The 21,173-nt window shown below is 44.2% G+C and carries 19 protein-coding genes and 1 pseudogene; 18 read left to right on the top strand and 2 right to left on the bottom strand.

Going from position 1 to position 21,173, the window contains the following annotated elements; genetic code table 11:
- The first annotated feature begins 6 nt into the window (after window positions 1-6).
- Genes LEP1GSC060_RS03850 through LEP1GSC060_RS03835 form a run of 4 tightly spaced genes read left to right on the top strand, consistent with a single transcriptional unit; the run spans window position 7 to window position 6,110 of the window.
- Complete coding sequence (locus LEP1GSC060_RS03850) at window positions 7-1,395, top strand: TolC family protein (RefSeq protein ID WP_002995983.1); 1,389 nt, start codon at window positions 7-9, stop codon at window positions 1,393-1,395.
- The gene (locus LEP1GSC060_RS03845; protein WP_002996004.1) at window positions 1,392-2,459 is read left to right on the top strand and encodes a heavy metal-binding domain-containing protein; all 1,068 of its coding nucleotides are present in this window, start codon (window positions 1,392-1,394) and stop codon (window positions 2,457-2,459) included. Before LEP1GSC060_RS03850 ends, LEP1GSC060_RS03845 begins: the two co-directional genes overlap by 4 nt.
- Window positions 2,460-2,466: 7 nt before the next feature.
- Window positions 2,467-5,877 carry an efflux RND transporter permease subunit gene (locus LEP1GSC060_RS03840; protein WP_002996375.1) on the top strand — a complete coding sequence of 1,137 codons (3,411 nt, stop codon included), beginning with the start codon at window positions 2,467-2,469 and terminating at the stop codon, window positions 5,875-5,877.
- The gene (locus LEP1GSC060_RS03835; RefSeq protein ID WP_002996042.1) at window positions 5,874-6,110 is read left to right on the top strand and encodes a hypothetical protein; all 237 of its coding nucleotides are present in this window, start codon (window positions 5,874-5,876) and stop codon (window positions 6,108-6,110) included. The genes LEP1GSC060_RS03840 and LEP1GSC060_RS03835 overlap by 4 nt, the downstream gene beginning before the upstream one ends.
- A gap of 104 nt (window positions 6,111-6,214) precedes the next feature.
- On the opposite strand, the gene LEP1GSC060_RS03830 is transcribed toward LEP1GSC060_RS03835, so the two are convergent.
- Window positions 6,215-7,066 (bottom strand): flagellin N-terminal helical domain-containing protein, encoded by an 852-nt coding sequence (locus LEP1GSC060_RS03830; RefSeq protein ID WP_036041769.1) that lies wholly within the window; start codon window positions 7,064-7,066, stop codon window positions 6,215-6,217.
- A gap of 50 nt (window positions 7,067-7,116) precedes the next feature.
- Between LEP1GSC060_RS03830 and LEP1GSC060_RS20490 the strand changes: the two are divergent.
- The 4 genes and pseudogenes from LEP1GSC060_RS20490 to LEP1GSC060_RS03815 all read left to right on the top strand — a co-directional run.
- Window positions 7,117-7,413, top strand: a pseudogene (locus LEP1GSC060_RS20490) (hypothetical protein); the annotation flags it as partial.
- Window positions 7,391-7,942, top strand: a complete 552-nt coding sequence (locus tag LEP1GSC060_RS03825) for a cob(I)yrinic acid a,c-diamide adenosyltransferase (RefSeq protein WP_002996295.1) — start codon at window positions 7,391-7,393, stop codon at window positions 7,940-7,942. The pseudogene LEP1GSC060_RS20490 and the gene LEP1GSC060_RS03825, both read left to right, overlap by 23 nt.
- Window positions 7,918-9,222: a peptide MFS transporter gene (locus tag LEP1GSC060_RS03820; protein ID WP_002995920.1), complete on the top strand. Its 1,305-nt coding sequence runs from the start codon at window positions 7,918-7,920 to the stop codon at window positions 9,220-9,222. Before LEP1GSC060_RS03825 ends, LEP1GSC060_RS03820 begins: the two co-directional genes overlap by 25 nt.
- A 166-nt stretch (window positions 9,223-9,388) precedes the next feature.
- Entirely contained in the window at window positions 9,389-10,660 is a 1,272-nt protein-coding gene (locus LEP1GSC060_RS03815; protein ID WP_002996269.1) for a C40 family peptidase, read from the top strand.
- A gap of 334 nt (window positions 10,661-10,994) precedes the next feature.
- On the opposite strand, the gene LEP1GSC060_RS03810 is transcribed toward LEP1GSC060_RS03815, so the two are convergent.
- Window positions 10,995-11,618: an LON peptidase substrate-binding domain-containing protein gene (locus tag LEP1GSC060_RS03810; protein ID WP_080634505.1), complete on the bottom strand. Its 624-nt coding sequence runs from the start codon at window positions 11,616-11,618 to the stop codon at window positions 10,995-10,997.
- A 54-nt stretch (window positions 11,619-11,672) separates the two neighbouring features.
- Here LEP1GSC060_RS03810 and rfaE1 point away from each other — a divergent pair, with 54 nt between their 5' ends.
- The 10 genes from rfaE1 (at window position 11,673) to LEP1GSC060_RS03760 (ending at window position 21,159) form a co-directional block, all read left to right on the top strand.
- A complete protein-coding gene (gene rfaE1 / locus LEP1GSC060_RS03805) occupies window positions 11,673-12,686 on the top strand; it encodes a D-glycero-beta-D-manno-heptose-7-phosphate kinase (RefSeq protein ID WP_002996380.1) in 1,014 nt (337 codons plus the stop codon).
- A 2-nt stretch (window positions 12,687-12,688) separates the two neighbouring features.
- Window positions 12,689-13,165: a D-glycero-beta-D-manno-heptose 1-phosphate adenylyltransferase gene (rfaE2, locus tag LEP1GSC060_RS03800; RefSeq protein ID WP_002996188.1), complete on the top strand. Its 477-nt coding sequence runs from the start codon at window positions 12,689-12,691 to the stop codon at window positions 13,163-13,165.
- A 197-nt stretch (window positions 13,166-13,362) separates the two neighbouring features.
- A complete protein-coding gene (locus LEP1GSC060_RS03795) occupies window positions 13,363-14,979 on the top strand; it encodes a CTP synthase (protein ID WP_002995986.1) in 1,617 nt (538 codons plus the stop codon).
- 2 nt (window positions 14,980-14,981) lie between these two features.
- A complete protein-coding gene (kdsA, locus tag LEP1GSC060_RS03790; protein WP_002996008.1) occupies window positions 14,982-15,845 on the top strand; it encodes a 3-deoxy-8-phosphooctulonate synthase in 864 nt (287 codons plus the stop codon).
- 11 nt (window positions 15,846-15,856) lie between these two features.
- A complete protein-coding gene (gene lptC / locus LEP1GSC060_RS03785; protein WP_002996369.1) occupies window positions 15,857-16,441 on the top strand; it encodes an LPS export ABC transporter periplasmic protein LptC in 585 nt (194 codons plus the stop codon).
- The gene (locus LEP1GSC060_RS03780) at window positions 16,438-17,802 is read left to right on the top strand and encodes an LptA/OstA family protein (RefSeq protein WP_002996246.1); all 1,365 of its coding nucleotides are present in this window, start codon (window positions 16,438-16,440) and stop codon (window positions 17,800-17,802) included. Before lptC ends, LEP1GSC060_RS03780 begins: the two co-directional genes overlap by 4 nt.
- A gap of 9 nt (window positions 17,803-17,811) precedes the next feature.
- A complete protein-coding gene (gene lptB / locus LEP1GSC060_RS03775) occupies window positions 17,812-18,537 on the top strand; it encodes an LPS export ABC transporter ATP-binding protein (RefSeq protein ID WP_002996043.1) in 726 nt (241 codons plus the stop codon).
- Entirely contained in the window at window positions 18,534-19,955 is a 1,422-nt protein-coding gene (gene rpoN / locus LEP1GSC060_RS03770) for an RNA polymerase factor sigma-54 (RefSeq protein ID WP_002996283.1), read from the top strand. The genes lptB and rpoN overlap by 4 nt, the downstream gene beginning before the upstream one ends.
- A gap of 3 nt (window positions 19,956-19,958) precedes the next feature.
- On the top strand, window positions 19,959-20,924 hold the full coding sequence (gene hprK, locus LEP1GSC060_RS03765) for an HPr(Ser) kinase/phosphatase (RefSeq protein WP_002996063.1): 966 nt from the start codon (window positions 19,959-19,961) through the stop codon (window positions 20,922-20,924).
- Complete coding sequence (locus tag LEP1GSC060_RS03760) at window positions 20,896-21,159, top strand: HPr family phosphocarrier protein (RefSeq protein WP_002995929.1); 264 nt, start codon at window positions 20,896-20,898, stop codon at window positions 21,157-21,159. Before hprK ends, LEP1GSC060_RS03760 begins: the two co-directional genes overlap by 29 nt.
- Window positions 21,160-21,173 lie beyond the last annotated feature (14 nt).

Below are 21,173 nucleotides of genomic sequence, written 5' to 3'. Positions count from 1 at the left end.
GAACCTATGAGTTCTCTACGCATTTATTTTACGATTTTTCTATTTTCTCATTCCCTTCCCATTTTGGGAGAAGGAAAAGACGTGCATACGGTTTTAGAACTGATTGCAAAAGAACATCCCGAAGCAAAGTCCCTCGGTCACCTAACACACGCGCACCAATCGCATACGGAAGCGACCGGAATTCTTCCCGATCCGAAAATCGGTGTCGCCTATCGTAACTTTCCCACAAGAAACGGTTACACACTCAACGACAGACCTCTCGATACGCCTACAATGACCGGAGTGGAGTTTTCTCTTTCTCAAGAATTTCCGTTTCCGGGAAAGTTAGGCGCCGAACAAAAAATTTCCAAATATATGGAGAAAGAAGCGGGTTTTAGTTATCTTTCCGGAATCAATCGACTTTTGGGAGATCTTCTCTCCAAGCTCAATCGATATCAAAGACTTCAGAGTAAAAAGAACCTGAACGGAAAGATTGTGCAAATTCTTTCGGCGCAGAAGAATATCTCGGAAAGTTATTATTCTTCCGGAAACATTTCCCTCGCGGGAAGCCTCAAGGCCACGGTAGCAAAAACGGAATCCTTTGAAAAAGAAACGGAATATAATACAAATCTAAAAGACCTTTCTTCTCAATTGAGCTATTTTCAAATCCAAGAGAGGCTCTCCTTTCACGATCTTTCTTCTTTGAATCTCGAAGACTACTTTAAAGAAAATGAATCTAAAATTCTAGGCTTAAAGGATTCTTTAGAAAAGGCCGCGAGTTCAAATCCGGAATACAAATCCTTTCTCACCGGTGCAAAAAGACTCAAAGAATCGGCCAAACTCAGTAAACTTTCTCTTCTTCCTCAAACTGAAGTTTTTGTGTCGTACATGAATCGTAGAAATCAAAATTTCGCGATCGATCGTGGACCGTTGAACTATCAATTGATGGACACGACGGAATACAGAGGCGACCTTTTTAGCTTCGGGGTGAATTTAAGAATTCCAGTTTGGTCAGCGCTCAAATGGGAAAGTATTACGGGCCAATATGAAAGGGAAGCGGACGCGGGAAAAGAATCCGCGGAGAAAGTGAAGATGCAGGTGATCTCGGAATTAAATCGTAACGTAGAACTGATCCGTGGTTACGAGAAGCAGATTGAAATTCTCGAGAAAAGATTGATTCCCGAATTGGAAAGGGTCGTTCGAGCCAACGCTTCTTTGTATGTTCCCGGAAAGGCCAGTCCACAAGACATCCTGATGACTCAAGTGGAAGTGATCAACGCGCAAATTCGTAAGGAAGATTTGATAGAAAGGAAAAACGAATCGATCTTAAACGTACTTCGAATCCTGAGTCAAATTTATTCCGAACCAAACGATGGAACCCAATCCGGTCATGGAGAAGAAGGAGCTCGTCTATGAAATTCTCGTTTCGCTTTGCGGTCGCGGTTATCCTGATCCTCGTTTTTGCCTGGAACTGCGCTAAAGAAAAGGAAATTTATTATTGCCCGATGCACCCGACGTATACTTCCGATCGTCCCGGGACCTGTCCCATCTGCAATATGGATCTGGTCAAAAGGACAAAGGGAGATCACGAGGATCACAATACAAGTTCATCGAATTCTAATATAGAATCTTCGACAAAAGAAGATCACAATTCTCACGATCCAAAAAGTAGCGGAAATGTAGCTCCCGCATTGGAACTTTCGCTTTCCTTAGAAAAACAACAATCCATCGGTATCAAAACAGATCTGGTTCTAAAAAGGGATCTGACAAAAAAGATCTCAGCCTATTCTACGGTTGCTTATGATCCCGAGTTATACACGGCTTTGACGGAGTATAAGGAGATGCTTCGTTCTCGAGAATTTTTCTCGGATGCGGGCTCCGCACTAGGAGGTCAAAATCTTCAAATCCGTTTGCGACAGTTAGGTCTTTCCACGGATCAGATTCGACTTTGGACTTCCGGTAAAAGAGATCCATCGGAACTCATATTAGGCGGAAAATCCGGAAGAGCTCATATCTATTCCCAGATTTACGAATCGGATTTCTCTTCGGTTCATGTCGGTTTAAAAATTTTGTTCAAAACAAACGTTTATCCAGACGTGATCTTTCCGGGAACGATTCGAAGTATCGATACGATCCTGGATAAGAACAGTAGAACCCTTCGTCTGCGAAGCGAAGTGGAAGACGGGCGACAAAAACTCAAACCACAAATGTTCGGAGATCTGGAAATTCAGATTCCTCTAAAACAAACGTTGAGTGTGCCGACTTCTGCGATTTTAGATACGGGAACTCATAAAGTCGTTTATGTTCAAACGGGACCGGATCGTTTTTTGGCGACTCAGGTCAAGACCGGATTGAGTATCGGAGCTTGGACGGAAATCAAAGAAGGGTTGAAGGAAGGGGAAAGGGTTGTCTCCGAATCCACGTTCCTAATCGATTCCGAAGCAAGAATCCGCTTTGGCTCCGCGTTACACAATCATTGAGGTCGTCATGATTCAGAACGTCATTCGTTTTTCAGTAAATCATAAATTTCTAATTCTTTTGGTAACGATCGGACTTCTTTTAGGATCCGTCATCTCTCTAAAGAACATTCCATTGGACGCGATTCCCGATCTTTCGGATACGCAGGTAATCGTATATTCCCGTTGGGATCGAAGCCCCGATATCTTAGAAGACCAGGTAACGTATCCGATCATCACATCTCTTCTGGGAGCTCCTAAGATCAAGGCGGTTCGTGGATTTTCAGATTTTGGATTTTCCTATGTTTATGTGATCTTTCAAGATGGAACTGATATCTACTGGGCCAGATCCCGTGTGCTCGAATATTTAACGCGGATTCAATCGAATCTTCCGGCCGGAGTGAAGATAGAATTGGGTCCGGACGCGAGTTCGGTGGGTTGGGTCTATCAGTATGCGCTGACCGATACGACCGGAAATTCTTCTCTTTCCGATCTTAGAACCTATCAGGATTTCAAACTCAAATTCTTACTCAACGCTGTGCCGGGAGTCTCCGAAGTAGCATCCATTGGTGGATTTAAAAAACAATACCAGATTACGCTTCAACCAAACGCTTTACGTTCCTATAATGTAGATTTCGAAACTTTGATCCGAAAAATACGAGAAAGTAACCAGGAAACAGGCGGCAGACTCGTAGAACTTTCCGGAGCCGAGTTTATGGTCCGGGGAAGGGGATATCTTTCTTCCATCGAGGACATCGAAAATATATCCTTAGGAACGGATCTCAACGGAACTCCTATTCTTGTAAAAAACGTAGCAACGGTTTCGTTGGGTCCGGATCTGAGACGAGGAATCGCGGACTTAAACGGAGAAGGAGACGTGGTCGGCGGGACGATTGTTATGCGACACGGAGAAAACGCGTTAAACGTCATAGATCGTCTCAAAATCAAAATAGAATCGATTCGAAAAAATCTGCCAAACGGAACAGAGCTCGTAACGACCTACGATCGATCGGAACTGATCGAACACGCGATCTCCACACTTCGATGGAAATTGATCGAAGAGATGTTGATCGTATCCGCGGTAATCCTTTTGTTTCTCTGGCATTTTCCTTCGGCGATCATTCCGATCCTTACGATTCCAATCAGCGTTCTCATTACGTTTATTCCGATGTATCTTTTGGATATCAACGCAAACCTCATGTCTCTTTCCGGAATGGCGATTTCCATAGGAGTCCTCGTCGACGGGGCCATCGTAGAAGTTGAAAATGCGTATAAGAAATTAGAAAAATGGGAAACCTCCGGAAGAATCGGAGACTATCACCAAGTCCGATTGGAAGCCCTTTTGGAAGTCGGCCCCTCCGTTTTCTTTTCTTTGCTCGTCATCGCGGTAGCGTTCTTTCCCGTATTCGCGCTCGTGGATCAAGAGGGAAGGTTATTTAAACCTTTGGCATATTCAAAAAACATTGCAATGGCGGTCGCGGCCTTACTTGCCATCACTTTGGATCCCGCCTTTCGAATGCTTTTTACAAGGATGGATCCTTTTGTTTTTAAGAACGCATTGATTTCTAAGATGGCAACGAGTCTTTTTGTGGGAAAATACTATCCGGAAGAAAAACATCCTGTCAGTAAAATTCTATTTCGCTTCTATGGACCGGCCTGCCGCTGGGCTTTGCACAATCCTAAGAAGACGATCTCCACCGGACTCATCTTGGTGATCCTAACGATACCGGTTTACTTGAGTTTAGGATCCGAGTTCATGCCTCCACTGGACGAAGAATCCCTTCTTTATATGCCGACCACGTTACCCGGAATCGGAGTGGCAGAAGCTGAAAAATTAATGACCGCGATGGATAAAAAATTAAAATCCGTTCCCGAAGTCAAAAGGGTTTTTGGAAAATCGGGACGCTCGGACACGGCAACGGACTCGGCCCCGTTTTCCATGATGGAAACCGTAGTTATTCTACATCCAAAAGAAGAATGGAGAAAGGCGGATCGATTCTATTCTTCTTGGCCTCGAATTCTACAATGGCCTTTTCTTCCGTTCACATCGGAAAGAGTTACCAAAGAAGAATTGGTCGCAATCCTCAATCAAGAGATGCAATTCCCCGGAGCGACCAACGCCTGGACGATGCCGATCAAAGCAAGAATCGATATGTTGAGCACTGGAATGCGGACTCCGATCGGAATCAAGGTTTTAGGAGCCTCTTTAGAAGAAATCGAAAGGATCGGAGTTTCCATCGAATCTCTTCTAAAAACCGTTCCGGAAACGAGAAGTGTCTTCGCTGAAAGAACCGCGGGAGGTTATTATCTCGATGTCGAATTAAAACGAACTAGTTTAGCAAGATATAATATATCCGTAGACGCGGCACAACAGATCGTGGTCTCCGCGATAGGCGGAGAATCGATCACACAAACGATAGAAGGAAGAGAAAGATTTTCTGTCAATCTACGTTATCCGAGAGAGTTAAGAGATTCCGTAGAAAAGATGAAAATGATTTTGGTTCCGACCGCGACCTTTGGACACATTCCGTTAAGCGAAATCGCGGACATTCGGGTCAAAACAGGTCCCTCCATGATCCGGGACGAAAACGGGTTTTTGGCTGGATACATCTACGTAGATCCGTCGACTACTGATATCGGCGGTTACGTGGATCGGGCCAAAAAAATCGTCTCCGATAAGATTCTTCTTCCGAGCGGTTATTCCATAGAATGGAGCGGTCAATATGAGAATATGATTCGTGTTCGAGAGAGAATGAAATACGTCCTCCCACTTACAATTTTTATTATATTCTTATTATTGTATGCAAATACAAAGTCGTATGCAAAAACATTAATCATTCTTCTTGCGGTTCCGTTTTCTTTGATCGGGGCGATCGGTCTTTTGTATATCCTTGACTATCATATCTCGGTAGCGGTCTGGGTGGGAATGATCGCACTCATGGGATTGGATGCGGAGACGGGAGTTTTTATGCTTCTTTATTTGGATCTTTCTTATGAAGACGCAAAGAAAAAGGGAAAACTGCGCAACCAAGAAGAATGGATAGACGCCGTATTACACGGAGCTGTTCATCGGGTGCGTCCTAAGATTATGACGGTGCTCGCCGCCATGATGGGTTTGATGCCGATCCTTTGGTCCCAGAGTACTGGTTCGGATGTGATGAAACGAATCGCGGCTCCGATGGTCGGCGGTCTTGTGACGAGTTTTATCTTAGAATTGCTGGTCTATCCTCCGATCTATCTGCTCTGGAAACAAGGAACACTTTCCTCTCTTCTTAAATTCGGAAATCCGAAGGAACAAAGCGGACTCCGAATGGAATCATACTTCCCGGAAACGGAAAAGTTTATCCAGAATGAGGAAGAAACCTCGGATTCGAAAACTGAAAATCTTGTAAGCGAAAATAAAAATCGAAAGAAAAAACATACAAAGAAGGAAAAACCATGATTCAAAAGACAATTCAAATTCTTATCCTAATCGGATTCTTGTCTGCGGCCGCATTGTCTGCGCACGAACACGAAGGCGATCACAAGGACCACAAAGATTCCATGGACAAACACCATGAACACGGAAAAGACGGGGATCATTCCAAACACAAGGAATCCGGGAAAGGAAAAGAAAAACATTCCGGAAAGGGACACGATCATTCTAAGATGAAAGAATCGAAAGGAAAGAAGTAGAAAGCGAACTGCGAAAGCAGAAGGTTTTTTAAGAAGTTTTGAAAACAAAAAGCCGCCCTTAAAAAAGGCGGCTTGTTACGAATGAAATTACGGTTTTTTTTAGATCAACCGAATCGGTCGCTTAACAATTTCACCACTTGGTCGGGTCTCATGTTCGCTTGGGCGAGCATCGCCGAACCGCTTTTGGTGAGAATCTGATTTCTCGTATAATCCACGATTTGTTCCGCCATATCCGCGTCCCTCACACGGCTTTCCGCGGCGACCATGTTTACGTAACTCGACTGCAAACCCTGAGAAGTGATTTCCAAACGATTGTAGTAAGCTCCGAGGTCGGCTCTTTGTTGGTTTACCTTTGTGATCGCGTTATCCAAAATTCCGATCATCGCGTTCGCGCTGGCGGGAGAGGAAAGGGCTTGTTTTTTTCCGTTTGTCATCAACTGCAAACCGGTTGCGTTCATGGAATCGATAAAAACATCCAGCTTCTCATTTTGATTCGGTCCCACTTGGAGTTGAATCGGTTTGTTGGATTGTTTGGAATGATCCCCCGAAAGAGGTTTGATCCGGTTGAATTCCGCAGACTTCCCGATCCGATCCACTTCTTCGATCAATTGATCCACTTCCAGTTGCACCAGTTTACGATCGTCATTGGAATAAATTCCGTTCGATGTCTGAATGGAAAGTTCTCTGAGTCTCTGCAGAATGTTGTTTACCTGTTCCAAAGTTCCTTCCGTCACTTGGATAAAGGAAACCCCGTCCATCACGTTACGCTCTGCTTGCGCGAGACCGCGGATCTGAGTCCGCATCTTTTCCGACATGGAAAAACCGAGGGCATCGTCCCCGGCGCGGTTGATCCGCTGACCGGTGGAGAGTTTCTCCATGGTTTTATCCAATTCTTTATTTACACTCTTGAGTACATTATTTGTACGGAGTGCGCTTATGTTGTGATTGATGATCATTGTCACAACCTCCCTGTTTCTATGTTACCCGGATCCGTCCGGGTCGAAGTTTGGGCAGAGATTCCTCTGCTCTTGTTTTTTCCACTGCGAACCTTCACTCTGTTTTTGGAACGGGGGTGAAAGTTTTTATATTTTTTCCTAAAGTATTCTGCGGAGGGAGCCGAATCTTAGTTTAGGAAACTTTTGTCAAAATAGTAACCAAAACTGTTTCTGAAAGCAACTCTTTTACTTCAATTTATAAAAAAAGTCCTTTTCTTTCCGTTTCCATTGATTTTATTTTGTCCCTTTTTTAAGAAAGCGGAACGATTTACAAGTTAGAGAATTATGAAAATTTATACAAAAAAAGGGGATTTCGGACAGACCTCCCTGGCAACCGGCGTAAAGGTTCCAAAGTCCGATCGAAGAGTGGAATTGTACGGAACGGCGGACGAACTCAATTCCACGATCGGTGTCGTTCAATCTTTTTTACCGCAACATTCGAATCTGCGTCCTCCCTTGGAAACGATCCAGAATCTTCTTTTTGAATTGGGATCGGAGCTGGCCGGTTTTAGACCCAAGGAAGGATCCTGTATCTTAGAAACGGACATTACGTTTTTAGAAAGTCAAATCGATCAAATGCAGGAGAAATTGGAGCCGCTGAAAAAGTTCATCCTTCCCGGCGGAACCAGGGCTTCTTCCTTTTTACATATTTCTAGAACGGTGGCGAGAAGATTGGAACGCGACATGGTAAAGTTCAAGGAGGAAGGTCTTGAAATTCTTTCTCCTCCTTTGATTTTTATCAATCGGTTGTCCGACTACTTTTTCGTAGCCGCGCGTTTTTCAAACTTAGAAGAGAATATTCAGGAACCCTTATGGACCTCCAGAGCCAAGACGTGAGTTCTCATCCGAAGGGGCTCTGGGTTTTGTTCTTAACCGAAACCTGGGAAAGATTCAGTTTTTACGGAATGCGCGCCTTACTCGTGTTATTCCTTACCAAAGTTTTTCATTTTTCCGATTCGAATGCAAATCGAACCTACGGAATTTACACGGGGCTCGTTTATTTAACTCCGCTTATCGGAGGTTATCTCGCGGATCGTTATCTCGGTTTTAAACGATCCATCTTTTTGGGAACTACGCTTATGATGTTCGGACATCTGTGCCTCGCCTTTGAAACCAGGGAATTTTTCTTTTCGGGTTTGGCCTTACTCATCATCGGAGTCGGTTTTTTTAAACCGAACATCTCCACGGTTGTGGGGAGAATTTACGAAGAAGAAAATAAGAATCACATGAAGGATTCCGGATTCACAATTTTTTATATGGGAATCAATTTAGGCGGATTTTTCGGGCCTCTCTTCTGCGGTTATTTCAGCGAATCTTTCGGTTGGGGTTACGGTTTTGGAGTAGCCGCCTTCGGCGTGTTATTCGGGATTTTAATCTTTTTTTTCGGACAAAAAAGGTTTTCGGATCGTGTATTTGAATCCGGCAAAAGAAATCATATCGAAGAAGGACGTAGACACGCGCCTCTCAAGAGGGAAGAAAAACAGAGAATCGCAGTCATTCTCATCTTCACCGCGTTTGCGATCGTCTTCTGGGCCGTTTTCGAGCAAATCGGTTCTTCCATGAATCTTTTTATCGATCGTCACGTGGATCGTAACTGGTTCGGTTACGACATTCCGACTCCTTTTTTTCAATCCTTAAATCCTCTTTTGATTTTGATTCTGGCCCCTCTCGTCGCTTCCTTTTGGACCGCGCTTTCCAAAAGAAACTGGAAGCCGGATACTTCCACCCGGTTTGCGGCCGGCTTTTTTATTTTGGCTTTTGGTTTTTTGATTTTAACGTTAGTCACCATTGATTTTCGGCTTGGGCATAAGATTTCCGCGGTATGGCTTCTTTTGATGGTCGTTTGTATCACGGTCGGAGAATTATTCACTTCTCCCGGCGGGCTGGCCTTGGTTACGAAATTGGCTCCCAATCACCTCGGCGGTTTTATGATGGGAGTCTGGTTTCTTTCCAGTTTTTTCGGTAACATTCTCGCGGGAGAATTGGCGGGTCTTATGAGAACGGACAGTTTTCCTAAGTTTTTCGGAATGTTTGCGGGACTTGCGTTTACCGGAGGAATCATTCTTTATCTCGGACGAAAAAAATTTCAGGTTTGGATGCACGGCGGAGATTTGTAAAAAAAGGAAAATCAATTCCGTAAGTTGAGAGGAAATCGGAATGAGAACTTCAAAACAAAGATTTCCGTCGGAGTGTTTTTACAAGTTTATTTTTGGATCCAAGTGACTTTTACGGGAAGAAGCTGAATTTTTGTTGATTCTAAAATTTGTATATTAGGAGACTTTGATGTTTAGAATTCTCGCGATCCTTTGGGTCTTTGTTTGGATTCCGGTTTCCGTTTCTGCGGACCCGTTTTCCGATCTTCTCAAAGCGGATTTTGAAACCGGTCAGACGCTTCTCATCCGAAATTCCGTCTTTCAGAAGTTAGGCGGTAAATCCAAGGATCCGAAAGTCATCGAAATCGTCAAAAACACCGTTCCCTGGGCGATTATGGAGGGTTTGGCTCCCGACACGATCGCGGATCTGATCGTAAATCAATACTACGTTTCCTTGTCCGGTATACGTTTTACCGACGCGGAGGATGCGATTCCGATTCTCTCCAAACAAAAACTTTCCGATAAGGATTTTGTTTTGGCGTCCTTGTTCGTTAAGGAAACGGATCAGGCGGGAATTCGGGAAGAGGTGCGTAACGTGTTTTTATCGACGGCTTTAAAATCTCGTTGGGACGGATTTTCGATTTTGGCGGGAGGTCGGGCTCTCATCGCGGGTAAATATGTCGGAATCCCGGAAAACAAACTCGCGTCCAGGGTGTTGAGCTTTTTTCCGAAACAGGGAGCCACTTCTCCGTTTGAAAAAACGGACACTGCCTTTAGACAGGCGATTTTTTTTAATCCGACAAACGACCGTTATACTCTCGCATCCGATCTTTTATCTCAGCTCAAGTTTTTGCACGACGGAACCAAAAGTAAATCCTTGGATTCGTGGACGGGAGCGATTGCATCCGCGAGAACCTTGGATAGAAGTTTGGATTCTACGGGTGAAATCGTAATCGGAGACAGACCGAAATTCGGTTTCGAGGAAAATATTCCGGAACCCCCGTTGGTTCCGGATGTGGAACCGGACGTTCCGGTTCAGCCGGGAAAATCGGAATGGGAAATATTAAATTCTTCTCATTTACTTTCCGTCGTCAAGGAGTGGTTGGGAACTCCTTATTATTGGGGTGGGACTTCTAAAAAAGGTGTGGATTGTTCCGGTTTTACGTTCAGTTCTTTGACGGACAAAAGGGTGGGAGTTCCCGCAAAAGTAGTTCCTCGTCTCGGAAGAGAACAAGCCAATTCGGGAAAAAAGGTTTCACACGATCATTTAAGAGCGGGGGATTTGATTTTCTTTTCGGCCTCTCCCAATCAGAGTAAGATCACTCACGTCGGGCTCGTCGTCAGCGAAAAAGAATTCGCTCACGCTTCCTCCACAAGAGGTGTTGTGATCGATAAGATTTCCATGAAGTGGTGGATCGACCGTTATGTGACATCGAGAAGGTTGTTTCAAAAAGTGCAATGAAGATCCGTTGTATTTCGTTGCAAACGTTTCAAGGGGGTCGGTTAGTATAACCAACCCACAAGTTGAAAGGTTTTTGGAATATAAAAGGATCAAAAACGCGAATGTTCTAGAAGTCGGTGAATAAAATCAGGGTGGGGCGTAAGTTTCACAGAAGATTTGTCGTAATTCCGACAGATTTATATTAAGATCCAAGTAACTTGTGGGTCGGTTATGATAGGAAACTCAGTGAACGCCTTCCTATGGGGCGGCGTTCAGGGAGCGAAAGCCATTGAGTTTCCGATTCGCCTAGATTTTCATAGGTAGAACTTACGTTATTTCGTATATTCAAAAAACTTCATTCTCTCAAGTTGAGTTCTTCCACGATTTCCATTAGAATTTTCATTTTTTCCATAGGGTCCGGGTCGACTAGAATTTCCTGTTTTTTGGAAAATTCGAAATTGAGAATGGAGGCGATAAAATCGATCGGGAAGGGATGAGTCATGAGTTCGTTCATTCGCAAAATCAAGTCTTCTCCCGCTCCCTCCGAAAGAAGAATTCTTTTTGTGAGAAACAAAAGCCTTTCGAAAGTTTTCCTAAAATTTTCGTCCTTCAGATACTCGAAGTTCGGTTCTATCTTTTCGATTTTCGCGACTCGAAAAGGTTCCACCGTCTCGTAGTCGATCAGCTTCGCGATTCCTTTTCCTTCCAAAAGAATATTGGATCTTCCGTCGGGTAGAGGATCTCTTCGGATGATTTTTCCCCAACCGAATACGGTTTCGATTTCGGGATGTTTGGAAGGCGCTCTTGACTTTGCGGAAAGAATGGGCGCTATAGCCAATTCTTCGTTCGATTCCATACAATAGTCGAGCATCAATCTATATCTTGGTTCGAAGATATGAAGTGGTAAGTATGTCCCCGGAAATAGAATGATTTCCGGTAGTGGAAAGATGGGGACAGTAGTGATTGACACGGGAAGGATACTATAACTGCTTAGAGAGAAACCGTAAATCAAAATCCCAAGGATCGGTAGAATTTGTATTATCTAAACAGAAACATCTTTCAAACCGCAACGACACATCTTAAAAATTTAAAAATTATCGTTATCGGAGATTTCATTTTGGATGAATATCTCATCGGAGAAGTGAATCGAATTTCACCGGAAGCCCCCGTTCCCGTTGTCTGGGTTCGTAAAGAAAAGATCACCTTAGGAGGAGCCGGAAACGTAGTGAAGAACTTATCAAGTTTAGGAGTGAAGTCCGTCGTTTTGGGAAGAGCGGGAAAGGATGAAAAGGCGAAAAGTCTTTCCGAACTTCTTCTAAATGAAAACACGGATAAGAATCAAAATTTCCTAATCGAATCCGAGGACGTACCGACGATTTTAAAAACAAGAGTGATCGCGGGACATCAACAAGTCTGTCGAATCGATAAGGAAGAATTAAAACCCATCACACAAAAAGAAGAAGACGAACTTCTCAAAGCTTTTTCGGAAAGAATCGATTCCGCAGACGCGGTGATTCTTTCCGATTACGACAAGGGAACCTTAACTCCGAGAATCATTCGGGAAGTTTCCAAGATCTGTGCGAGTAAAAAAAAGATCGTAACCGTGGATCCTCAGGTGAGTCATTTTTTTCTTTACCAAGGTGTGAGTATTCTTACGCCCAATCATCACGAAGCGGGTAAAGCGATCGGAAAAAAATTGGATAACGATTCCGACATCCTAAAAGCCGCCGAAGAAATTTCGGAAAAACTTTCCTGTCCTTCTCTTATGATCACGAGGGGAGAAAAGGGAATGAGTTTGTATCTTTCTTCTCAAAAAGAAATTTATCATATTCCGACGGTCGCAAGAGAGGTCTTTGACGTTACGGGTGCGGGGGACACGGTTATCAGCGCTTACACCGCTTATCACGCGGCTGGTTTGAGCGAATTGGATGCGAGTGTGGTTGCCAACGCCGCCGCGGGAGTTGTGGTCGGTAAGTTAGGGGCGGAAACCGTAACCCCCGAAGAGCTGGACGTTTCTTTACAATCGATGGGGAGTTTTCAAAAGTAAAAATGGATTTAAAGAGCCGTATCATTTCCTGGGAAAACGTAACGACGATTGCGGACCGGATTCGAAAGGATCAAAAAATCGTTTTTACGAACGGTTGTTTCGATTTAGTTCACAAAGGACACATAACGTATCTTTCTCAAGCTCGGGAACTCGGCGATTTTCTTTGGGTGGGATTGAATTCGGATTCTTCCGTAAAACGTCTGAAAGGAGAACAAAGACCCGTGGTTAGCGAAGAGGACAGAGCGATTCTTCTTTCCAATCTGAGATTTGTGGACGCCGTCACGATATTTTCTCAGGATACGCCTCTCGATCTGATTCGTTTGGTCAAACCTGCGATTCATGTTAAAGGAGGGGATTACAAAGCGGAAGATCTCCCCGAAACTCCGGTGATTCGCGAATTCGGCGGAGAAGTTAAGATCCTGCCTTTTGTTCCCGGAAAATCCACCTCTCTTCTCATCGAGAAAATCCTGAAACTCTAAAACGAAGCCGATCACCGTTCGACGGATTTTATCGAGTCGGTTTCAGGGTTTAGTCGTGTAATGTCCCCTAACTCTTAAAATCAAACCACTTGTCGTTTGAAACGTATAACCTCTTTTAGAGACAGAATTCTCGGAAATTCCGGTTTGAATTTCTAAGAAAGACTCAAAACTCTGTTCTTAAAAGGCGGGAATACAATTTGTCGAGAACTAAGTTTATCTTTGTTACCGGGGGGGTGAGTTCCTCACTGGGTAAGGGAGTCACGGTTGCGGCCCTGGGTTGTTTGCTGGAAAGCAGAGGCTACACGGTTTCTCTCCAAAAAATGGACCCTTACATCAATATCGATCCGGGAACGATGAGCCCGTACCAACACGGGGAAGTTTACGTAACCGCCGACGGCGCCGAAACCGATTTGGATCTCGGTTATTACGAACGTTTTACGCATTCCAAATTGACCCGAAAAAATTCCGTCTCCACCGGACAGATTTACAACACGGTCATTCAAAGAGAAAGAAAGGGAGATTACTTGGGTCGTACGGTTCAAGTCGTTCCTCATATCACGAACGAAATCCGAAACCGGATGTACATCGTAGCGAGGGAAGAAAATCCGGATTTTATCATCGTTGAGATCGGAGGAACCGTGGGTGATATCGAATCGATTCCGTTTTTGGAGGCGATTCGTCAGATGCGTTACGAACACGGAAGTTCCAACGTGTTGTTCGTACACTTGACGTTAGTTCCGACCATCACCGCCGCCGGAGAAGCAAAGACAAAACCGACACAACATTCCGTCAAAGAATTACTCGGGCTCGGGATCCAACCGGACATTCTCGTATGTAGGGTTTCTCAACCGATGACCAAGGAGATGAAGAACAAACTCTCTCTCTTTTGCAACGTAAAAGAAGAAAACGTAATTTCCGCAAACGATATCTCGACTTCTATATATGAAATTCCTAAAATGTATAAGGAAGAAAAACTCGACGAGGTCGTTCTCAAAACGATGGGAATGGAACTTCGAGAATCGAACTTCTCGGAATGGGATATGATGGTGAAAAGTTTACTCACCACAAAACAAACCGTCCAAGTGGCCGTTGTCGGAAAATACATTTCTCTACAAGACGCCTATCGTTCCATTTACGAAAGTCTTTCGCACGGCGGAGTCGCAAACGATACCAAAGTGGAATTCGTCAAAATCGATCCCGAAAATTTAAACAAGGATAACTTTGCCGATTTGTTAAAAAACGTACACGGAATTTTAGTTCCGGGGGGTTTTGGAGATCGGGGGATCGAAGGAAAAATTCTCGCGATCGAATATGCAAGAACCAAGGGAATTCCGTTTTTCGGAATTTGTCTCGGAATGCAATGCGCCGTAGTCGAGTACGGAAGAAACGTTTTAGGTCTTAAGGACGCAAACTCCACCGAAATCAGACCCGACACAGAACATCCGGTGATTTCCCTTTTGGAAGAACAAAACGATATCGAACAGATGGGCGGAACGATGAGGCTTGGTTCCTATCCGTGTAAGATCAAAAAAGATACTCTTGTCTTTGCGGAATATAAATCGGAACTCGTTCACGAACGTCACAGACATAGATTCGAATTCACCAATCGTTACAGAAAACAATATGAGGAAAACGGAATGTTCATCGCGGGTACTTCGCCGGACGACAATCTCGTGGAAATCGTGGAAATACGCAAACACAACTGGTTCGTCGGAGTTCAGTTTCATCCCGAGTTTCAATCCAAACCGACGGCTCCTCATCCTTTATTCGCTGGATTTATCCGAGCCGCCGTGAAATACTTAAAGAAAGGATAAACATGAGAGACAACACCTGTACAAAGAGGGATTTTTTAAACGGAAGTAAGATCGGAGGGGACGAACCTTTTTTCCTGATCTCCGGTCCCTGTGTGATGGAAAATCGGGATCTATTGGATCGGGTCTGCGCGGAGATGATCGAAATCTGCGCGGAATTAAAAATTCCTTATATTTTTAAAAGCAGTTTCGATAAGGCCAATCGTTCCTCCGTAAATTCTTATCGGGGTCCGGGTCTCGCGGAAGGCATTCGAAATTTGGAATATATTAAAAATAAGTACAACGTTCCGGTTCTCACGGACATCCACGAAACACACCAAATCGCTCCTTTAAAAGACGTGATCGATATCTATCAAATCCCCGCTTTTTTATGCAGACAAACCGATCTCATCGCAGAGTCCGCAAAAACAGGAAGATGGGTGAACGTAAAAAAAGGTCAGTTCCTCGCGCCGGCAGATACGCGTCATATCGCGGTAAAGATGAAAGAATCCGGAAACGATAAGATACTCGTTACGGAAAGGGGCACCTCGTTCGGTTACGGAAATCTGATCTTCGACGGTAGGGCCGTTCCCATCATCCACGGATTCGACATTCCTCTCGTGTTCGACGCGACTCATTCCGCACAACTTCCCGGAGCGGCGGGAAACAGCACAGGAGGACAAAGGGAATTGATTCCGAGTATTCTTCGTTCCGCGGTTTCGCTTGGGATCGAAGGGGTTTTTATGGAAGTACATCCGGATCCCCAAAAAGCTCTTTCGGACGCGACGACTCAATATCCTCTTTCCGAGATCAAAAGTCTTTTGAAAGAAATGATCGGCTTGGATCGTTACGTTAAAAAAGAGATTCTCGTTTCCAGAAGTCTGTCGTAATCGGCTTTGTTATGAAGAATACGAAAAACAATCGGATTCGGATCCTTTTTATTTCGGTTGTTTGCGGATTTTTCCTAAACACATTCGAAAATTGTAAAAAAGTAAATTACGAAAGAGTGGAGAAGGAAAAAGAAAGCGGCTCTTCGATTTCCATTCGAAACTTCAAAAGAGAAGCCTACGACGCGCAAGGCCAACTCCAATGGGAACTCAGAGCGGAAGAATCCTACGTCTACGTAAACGAGAATAAAACCACTTTCTACAAAATCGATTTCGATCAGTATGAAGGCGGAAAATTTAAATCCAAACTTTTAGCCGAAAAAGGCGAAATCAATCATAAGACAAGATTGATGCTTCTCGAAGGTAATATTTTTTTACGAACCGACGACAACAAAATTCTCACCGCAAAGACGATGGAATACAACATGGATACGAAGAAGTTGTTCTCGGATTCGGAAGTGACTGTGAACTCGGACGGAACCACGATCCGAGGGATCGGACTTAGGGCGGATAAGGACTTAAATAAATTCACCATCTTGAGGCCGACCGCGATCACACAAGGCGGAACCAATCCCCTGAAATCGGTCGGACCTCCATGATTCGTAAAATTCCGATTTTTGTTTTAGGGTGTATTCCATTTTTTCCATATTATGGAAATGTAAAACCTCCTATTCCCGTGGGAAACGAAACCGCGGACAGGAAGTTTGTGAACGTCCTTCCGGAAAATCCGGAAAAGAAAAACACAACTCCGAACTTTCCGACCCTCTGGGGAGGATCTTCCTTAACCCAGGAGGATAAGACGGTTTCCGGTCTGAAAGTGACCGCCTTTCTCTTGGATGGAGGCGCTTGGATTCAACACAAGAAGGTAAAACTTTCCGCAAACCAGATCGAGATCTACGGTAAGGACGCGTTCAAGGGATTTTTGCGGGGCGGGGTTTTCATTCAAGACGGAGACAACGGAGTGACTCTTCGCGCCGGGGTCGGAGAATACGATAAGTTCGAGGAAAAGGTAACGATTAAAGTTCGTCCCAGGCTTTTTCACACGGACAAAAGCGGGGTCAAAACGGTCATCTCCGCTACGTTTATAGAAAGAAATCTTGCGAACAAAACGACTCTCTTAAAGGAAAACGTGATCATCGCTCATCCGCAAATTACCATTCTTTGTAAGGAAGCGGTTTTTGAGGAGGATGCGGATAAGATCACCACCGATCCGGATCCGATTCTCATCGCAAAGGATCGTTACCTTACCGGAAAACAACTCACGTTTTATACGAACATCAACAAAGTGGAGTTAAACGGAGAGAGTATTCTTTTTCAAAATTATACGGAACTGGAAACGATAGAAAATAAGGACAAAAAAAATTCGGCGGATGAAAAGATCAAAAAAGAAGTTACGAGAGTTTCCATTTTTAAAGGGGATCGACTCGTGAGCGACAAGGATGAAAACGGAGAAACAAGAATCGGTTTGTACGGAAACGCCGTTATCTATCGCCGTAATCTGAAAATGAACGCGGAAAAGTTGACGAGTTACGGAAAAAATTCTTCTAAGATCGAAGCCAGAAATCAAATTACGGTTCACGACAGAGAAAACGCGTTGATCCTTTCCGGGAATGTCCTTGACTACTTTAAAAACGATCAATACATTCATTTGACCGATTCCGGAAAGATCGATTTTTTAGATAAAAAAACGGAAGCGGTTACTAGTACGATGACGGCGGTCGAGTTCGAACGGTTTATGGATAAGAATGAAACCGTAATTCGAGGAAACGTTCTTATAGAAGGAAAGGATTCTTCCGCAACGGGAGAATACGCAACTTATTATGAAAAAGAGGAAAAATTGTATCTTGAGGGAAATCCGACTCTGAGAAAAAACGGCAGAGACATTCATGCAGGAAGGATAATATTCTTTCCGAGAGAAGGTCGCGCGCTTTTGACCGACGGAATCGATCCCGGAAAGTAATCTAAGTATATGAGCAAAACCTTTCGAATGGATAACCTGGTCAAGGTCTACAACAAAAGAAAGGTCGTAGACGGAGCCAGCTTCAATATCAAAAAGGGAGAAGTGGTCGGACTTTTAGGTCCGAACGGAGCCGGTAAGACGACTTCTTTTTATATGTCCGTGGGTTTCGTAAGACCGGATTCCGGTAACGTCTACATAGACGGACAAGACGTGACCGAATCCCCGATGCATATCCGTGCCAGACTCGGAGTCGGTTATCTCGCACAGGAAGCTTCCATCTTTCGCAAGTTGACCGTTGCGGAAAATTTGGAAGCGATCCTCGAAACGATGAATCTTTCCAGACCCGAAATTATAAAACGAAGAGACGAACTTCTGATCGAACTTCAGATTATGAGAGTCGCCAATCAAAAAGGTTATACTCTTTCGGGCGGGGAAAGAAGACGTTGTGAGATCGCAAGGGCCCTTGTCACCAATCCCGACTTTATCTTGTTAGACGAACCGTTTGCCGGCGTGGACCCGATCGCCGTAAAGGATATCCAAATGGTGATTCAGTCTCTGAAAGAAAGGGGACTTGGAATCCTGATCACGGATCACAACGTACGCGAAACTTTGAAGATTACGGATCGTGCATATATCATGTACAGCGGAAGAATTTTGATTTCCGGTTCCACCCACGATCTCGTCAACGATCCCGAAACGAGAAGAATTTATTTGGGCGAGGACTTTACGCTGTGAATCTCAGTCAATCACTGGTTCAAAAACAAACCCAAAAACTGGTGATGACCCAGGACCTAAGACAGTCCATAGAACTTTTGCCCTTGTCCACTTTGGAACTTTCCGATCGTATCAATTCCGAACTTGTGGAAAATCCGATGCTCGAAGAAGAATACACTTCCGAAAGAAATCGAACTCCCGAACTCTACAGCCGAGACGATTTAAAAAGAAAAGAGAAAAACGATTTTATCAAAAATTCGGACGTTACTTGGCAGGATAATTTTTCCTTGGATAAGGCGGGCAGCGCGGGCTCGGATGCGTCGGATCGAAATCAAAAATACATCGAATCCTCTCCCGTAAAAAGTTCTTTGTCGGAACACCTTCTCTGGCAACTCAGGCTTTCCAATTTAAAGCCGGAGGAAATTTCCATCGGAGAAATTCTGATTTCCATGTTGGACGATCACGGATTCATCCCGATTCCGATTTCGGATTTCTGTAGAGAGATGAAGCTGAACGAAAAAAAAGTGCGTAAGGTATTGGATCAGATTCATAGACTGGATCCGATCGGAATCGGAGCCAAGGACGTTCCCGAAACCCTTCTTATCCAAGCGAAAATCCTAAAGCCGGAAGATGAAAAACTGCACGTTCTCATCAAAGATCATATCAAGGATCTGGAAAAACTGGATTACAAAACGATTTCCAAAAAGATGGAAATATCTTTGGAAACGGTGGAATCTCTCGCTTCCGAAATCAAAAAGTTGGAGCCGTATCCCGCCACTCTTTACACTCCGAACAAACCGGACTATGTGATTCCGGACGTGATCGTCAGGGAAGTAGAGGGGGAGTTCGATGTCTATATCAACGACGAATGGATTCCCCGGCTCAAAATCAATAAAGAATATAAGAATATTCTAAAAAACGCAAAGGAAAACGATAAGGAATATATCACAACCAAACTTAGCTCCGCGGAATGGTTGATCCGTTCCGTAAACCAAAGGAGACAAACTTTGTTCAAGGTGACTTCCGCCATCATAGAAATGCAAACTGCGTTTTTTCAAAAAGGAATCCAACATATCAAACCTCTTACTCTCAGGGACATCGCCGAAAAATTGGAAATGCACGAGTCGACGGTTTCCAGAATCACTTCCAACAAATACGTTCAAACGTCCCGGGGGATTTTGGAATTAAAATGGTTTTTTTCTTCGGGGGTTCGTTCCGCGGAAGGTGGGATGGAATCTTCCAAAAAAATCCACGATCTCATTCGAAATCTCGTCAGAGAAGAACGATCCGACAATCCTCTTTCCGATCAGGAAATCGTGGAGGCGATCGGCAAACAAGGAATCGAAATCGCAAGAAGAACGGTCGCCAAATACAGAAATATCTTGAAAATTCTTCCTTCCAGTCAGAGAAAAAAAGTCAAGTCTTTGGAGTCCAGATAATTTATGTCCATGCCTGGAATCAACGTTTCCAATATTCTCAACGAACACGAAGAGTTAGGTTTGCGTTTGCTTGCGGGTGAAAAAGGACTTACCAATCGAATCAATATGTCCGAGATCAATCGTCCCGGACTTTCCCTCACCGGTTTTTACGAAAGTTTTGCACACGACAGGATTCAAATTTTCGGCAAAGGAGAATGGGCTTATATCACTTCCCGAGCTCCGGAAGATTTGAAACAGATCGCCGCCGATTTTTTCAGCTTTCATCTCAATTGTATCATCTTCACACACGGTAACATGCCTCCTCCGATCTTCATGGAAAATTGCGAAAAACTAGGAATCCCTCTTATGATCTCCGACGTTTCCACTCATAAATTCATCACGCTTATCTCCGGAATTTTGGACCGAAGTTTGGCCCCGAGAACCATGAGACACGGAGTTTTGATCGAAGTTTTCGGGATCGGAATCCTTCTCTCCGGAAAAAGCGGGGTAGGTAAAAGCGAAACGGCTCTTGAACTCATAGAAAGAGGTCACCGTCTCGTCGCGGACGATATGGTTGAGATCCGAAGACTTTCCGAAAGTTATCTCATCGGGACCTGTTCGGATTTGTTAAGACATCATATGGAAATTCGTGGATTAGGAATTTTGAATATTAAGGATATATTCGGAATCGGTTCGGTAAGGGATCATAAACTCATAGAACTCATCATTCATCTGGAAGAGTGGAACGAGGACAAGGATTTCGACAGAACCGGCCTTGAAAATCCCACCGAGGAACTTTTGGGCGTTCAGATTCCACTCATTCGAGTTCCGGTCAAACCGGGACGGAATATCCCGATCATCGTGGAAACCGCGGCGATGAATCAACGTCTGCGTAAACTCGGTAAAAATGCCGCGCAAGAATTCAATCAAAAACTAAGTCAGCACTTACAGCAGGGTAAAGTTGAAAGAAATCCTCCTCAAAATCAATGAAAACGGGACCGGAATGCACGCAAGGCCCGCTTCCGTTTTTGTGAACTGCGCGTCCAAATTTCCCTGCGAAATCACGGTCGTCAAAGACGACGTTGTCGTAAATGGAAAAAGTATCATGGGACTTATGATGCTCGCACTCGCGCCCGGAAACGAATTTAAAATTCAAGTAGAGGGTGAAAAGGAAGAAGAGGCATTGGAGGCGCTAAGCAATATCGTAAACAACGATTTCGTTTAACAAACTCGAACCCG

It is taken from the genome of Leptospira weilii serovar Ranarum str. ICFT, from assembly GCF_000332415.1.
GTDB classification, from domain to species: Bacteria; Spirochaetota; Leptospiria; order Leptospirales; family Leptospiraceae; genus Leptospira; species Leptospira weilii_A.
This window is presented reverse-complemented; position numbering and strand designations above follow the sequence as displayed.

Excerpts from the sequence above, each read along its gene's own strand:
- LEP1GSC060_RS03780 (WP_002996246.1), top strand. The coding sequence starts at position 16,438 with ATGATTCGTAAAATTCCGATTTTTGTTTTAGGGTGTATTCCATTTTTT.
- LEP1GSC060_RS03825 (WP_002996295.1), top strand. The coding sequence starts at position 7,391 with ATGAAAATTTATACAAAAAAAGGGGATTTCGGACAGACCTCCCTGGCA.
- LEP1GSC060_RS03835 (WP_002996042.1), top strand. The coding sequence starts at position 5,874 with ATGATTCAAAAGACAATTCAAATTCTTATCCTAATCGGATTCTTGTCT.
- LEP1GSC060_RS03845 (WP_002996004.1), top strand. The coding sequence starts at position 1,392 with ATGAAATTCTCGTTTCGCTTTGCGGTCGCGGTTATCCTGATCCTCGTT.
- hprK (WP_002996063.1), top strand. The coding sequence starts at position 19,959 with ATGTCCATGCCTGGAATCAACGTTTCCAATATTCTCAACGAACACGAA.
- lptB (WP_002996043.1), top strand. The coding sequence starts at position 17,812 with ATGAGCAAAACCTTTCGAATGGATAACCTGGTCAAGGTCTACAACAAA.
- LEP1GSC060_RS03815 (WP_002996269.1), top strand. The coding sequence starts at position 9,389 with ATGTTTAGAATTCTCGCGATCCTTTGGGTCTTTGTTTGGATTCCGGTT.
- LEP1GSC060_RS03820 (WP_002995920.1), top strand. The coding sequence starts at position 7,918 with ATGGACCTCCAGAGCCAAGACGTGAGTTCTCATCCGAAGGGGCTCTGG.
- LEP1GSC060_RS03840 (WP_002996375.1), top strand. The coding sequence starts at position 2,467 with ATGATTCAGAACGTCATTCGTTTTTCAGTAAATCATAAATTTCTAATT.
- lptC (WP_002996369.1), top strand. The coding sequence starts at position 15,857 with ATGAAGAATACGAAAAACAATCGGATTCGGATCCTTTTTATTTCGGTT.
- LEP1GSC060_RS03830 (WP_036041769.1), bottom strand. The coding sequence starts at position 7,066 with ATGATCATCAATCACAACATAAGCGCACTCCGTACAAATAATGTACTC.
- LEP1GSC060_RS03850 (WP_002995983.1), top strand. The coding sequence starts at position 7 with ATGAGTTCTCTACGCATTTATTTTACGATTTTTCTATTTTCTCATTCC.
- rfaE2 (WP_002996188.1), top strand. The coding sequence starts at position 12,689 with ATGGATTTAAAGAGCCGTATCATTTCCTGGGAAAACGTAACGACGATT.
- kdsA (WP_002996008.1), top strand. The coding sequence starts at position 14,982 with ATGAGAGACAACACCTGTACAAAGAGGGATTTTTTAAACGGAAGTAAG.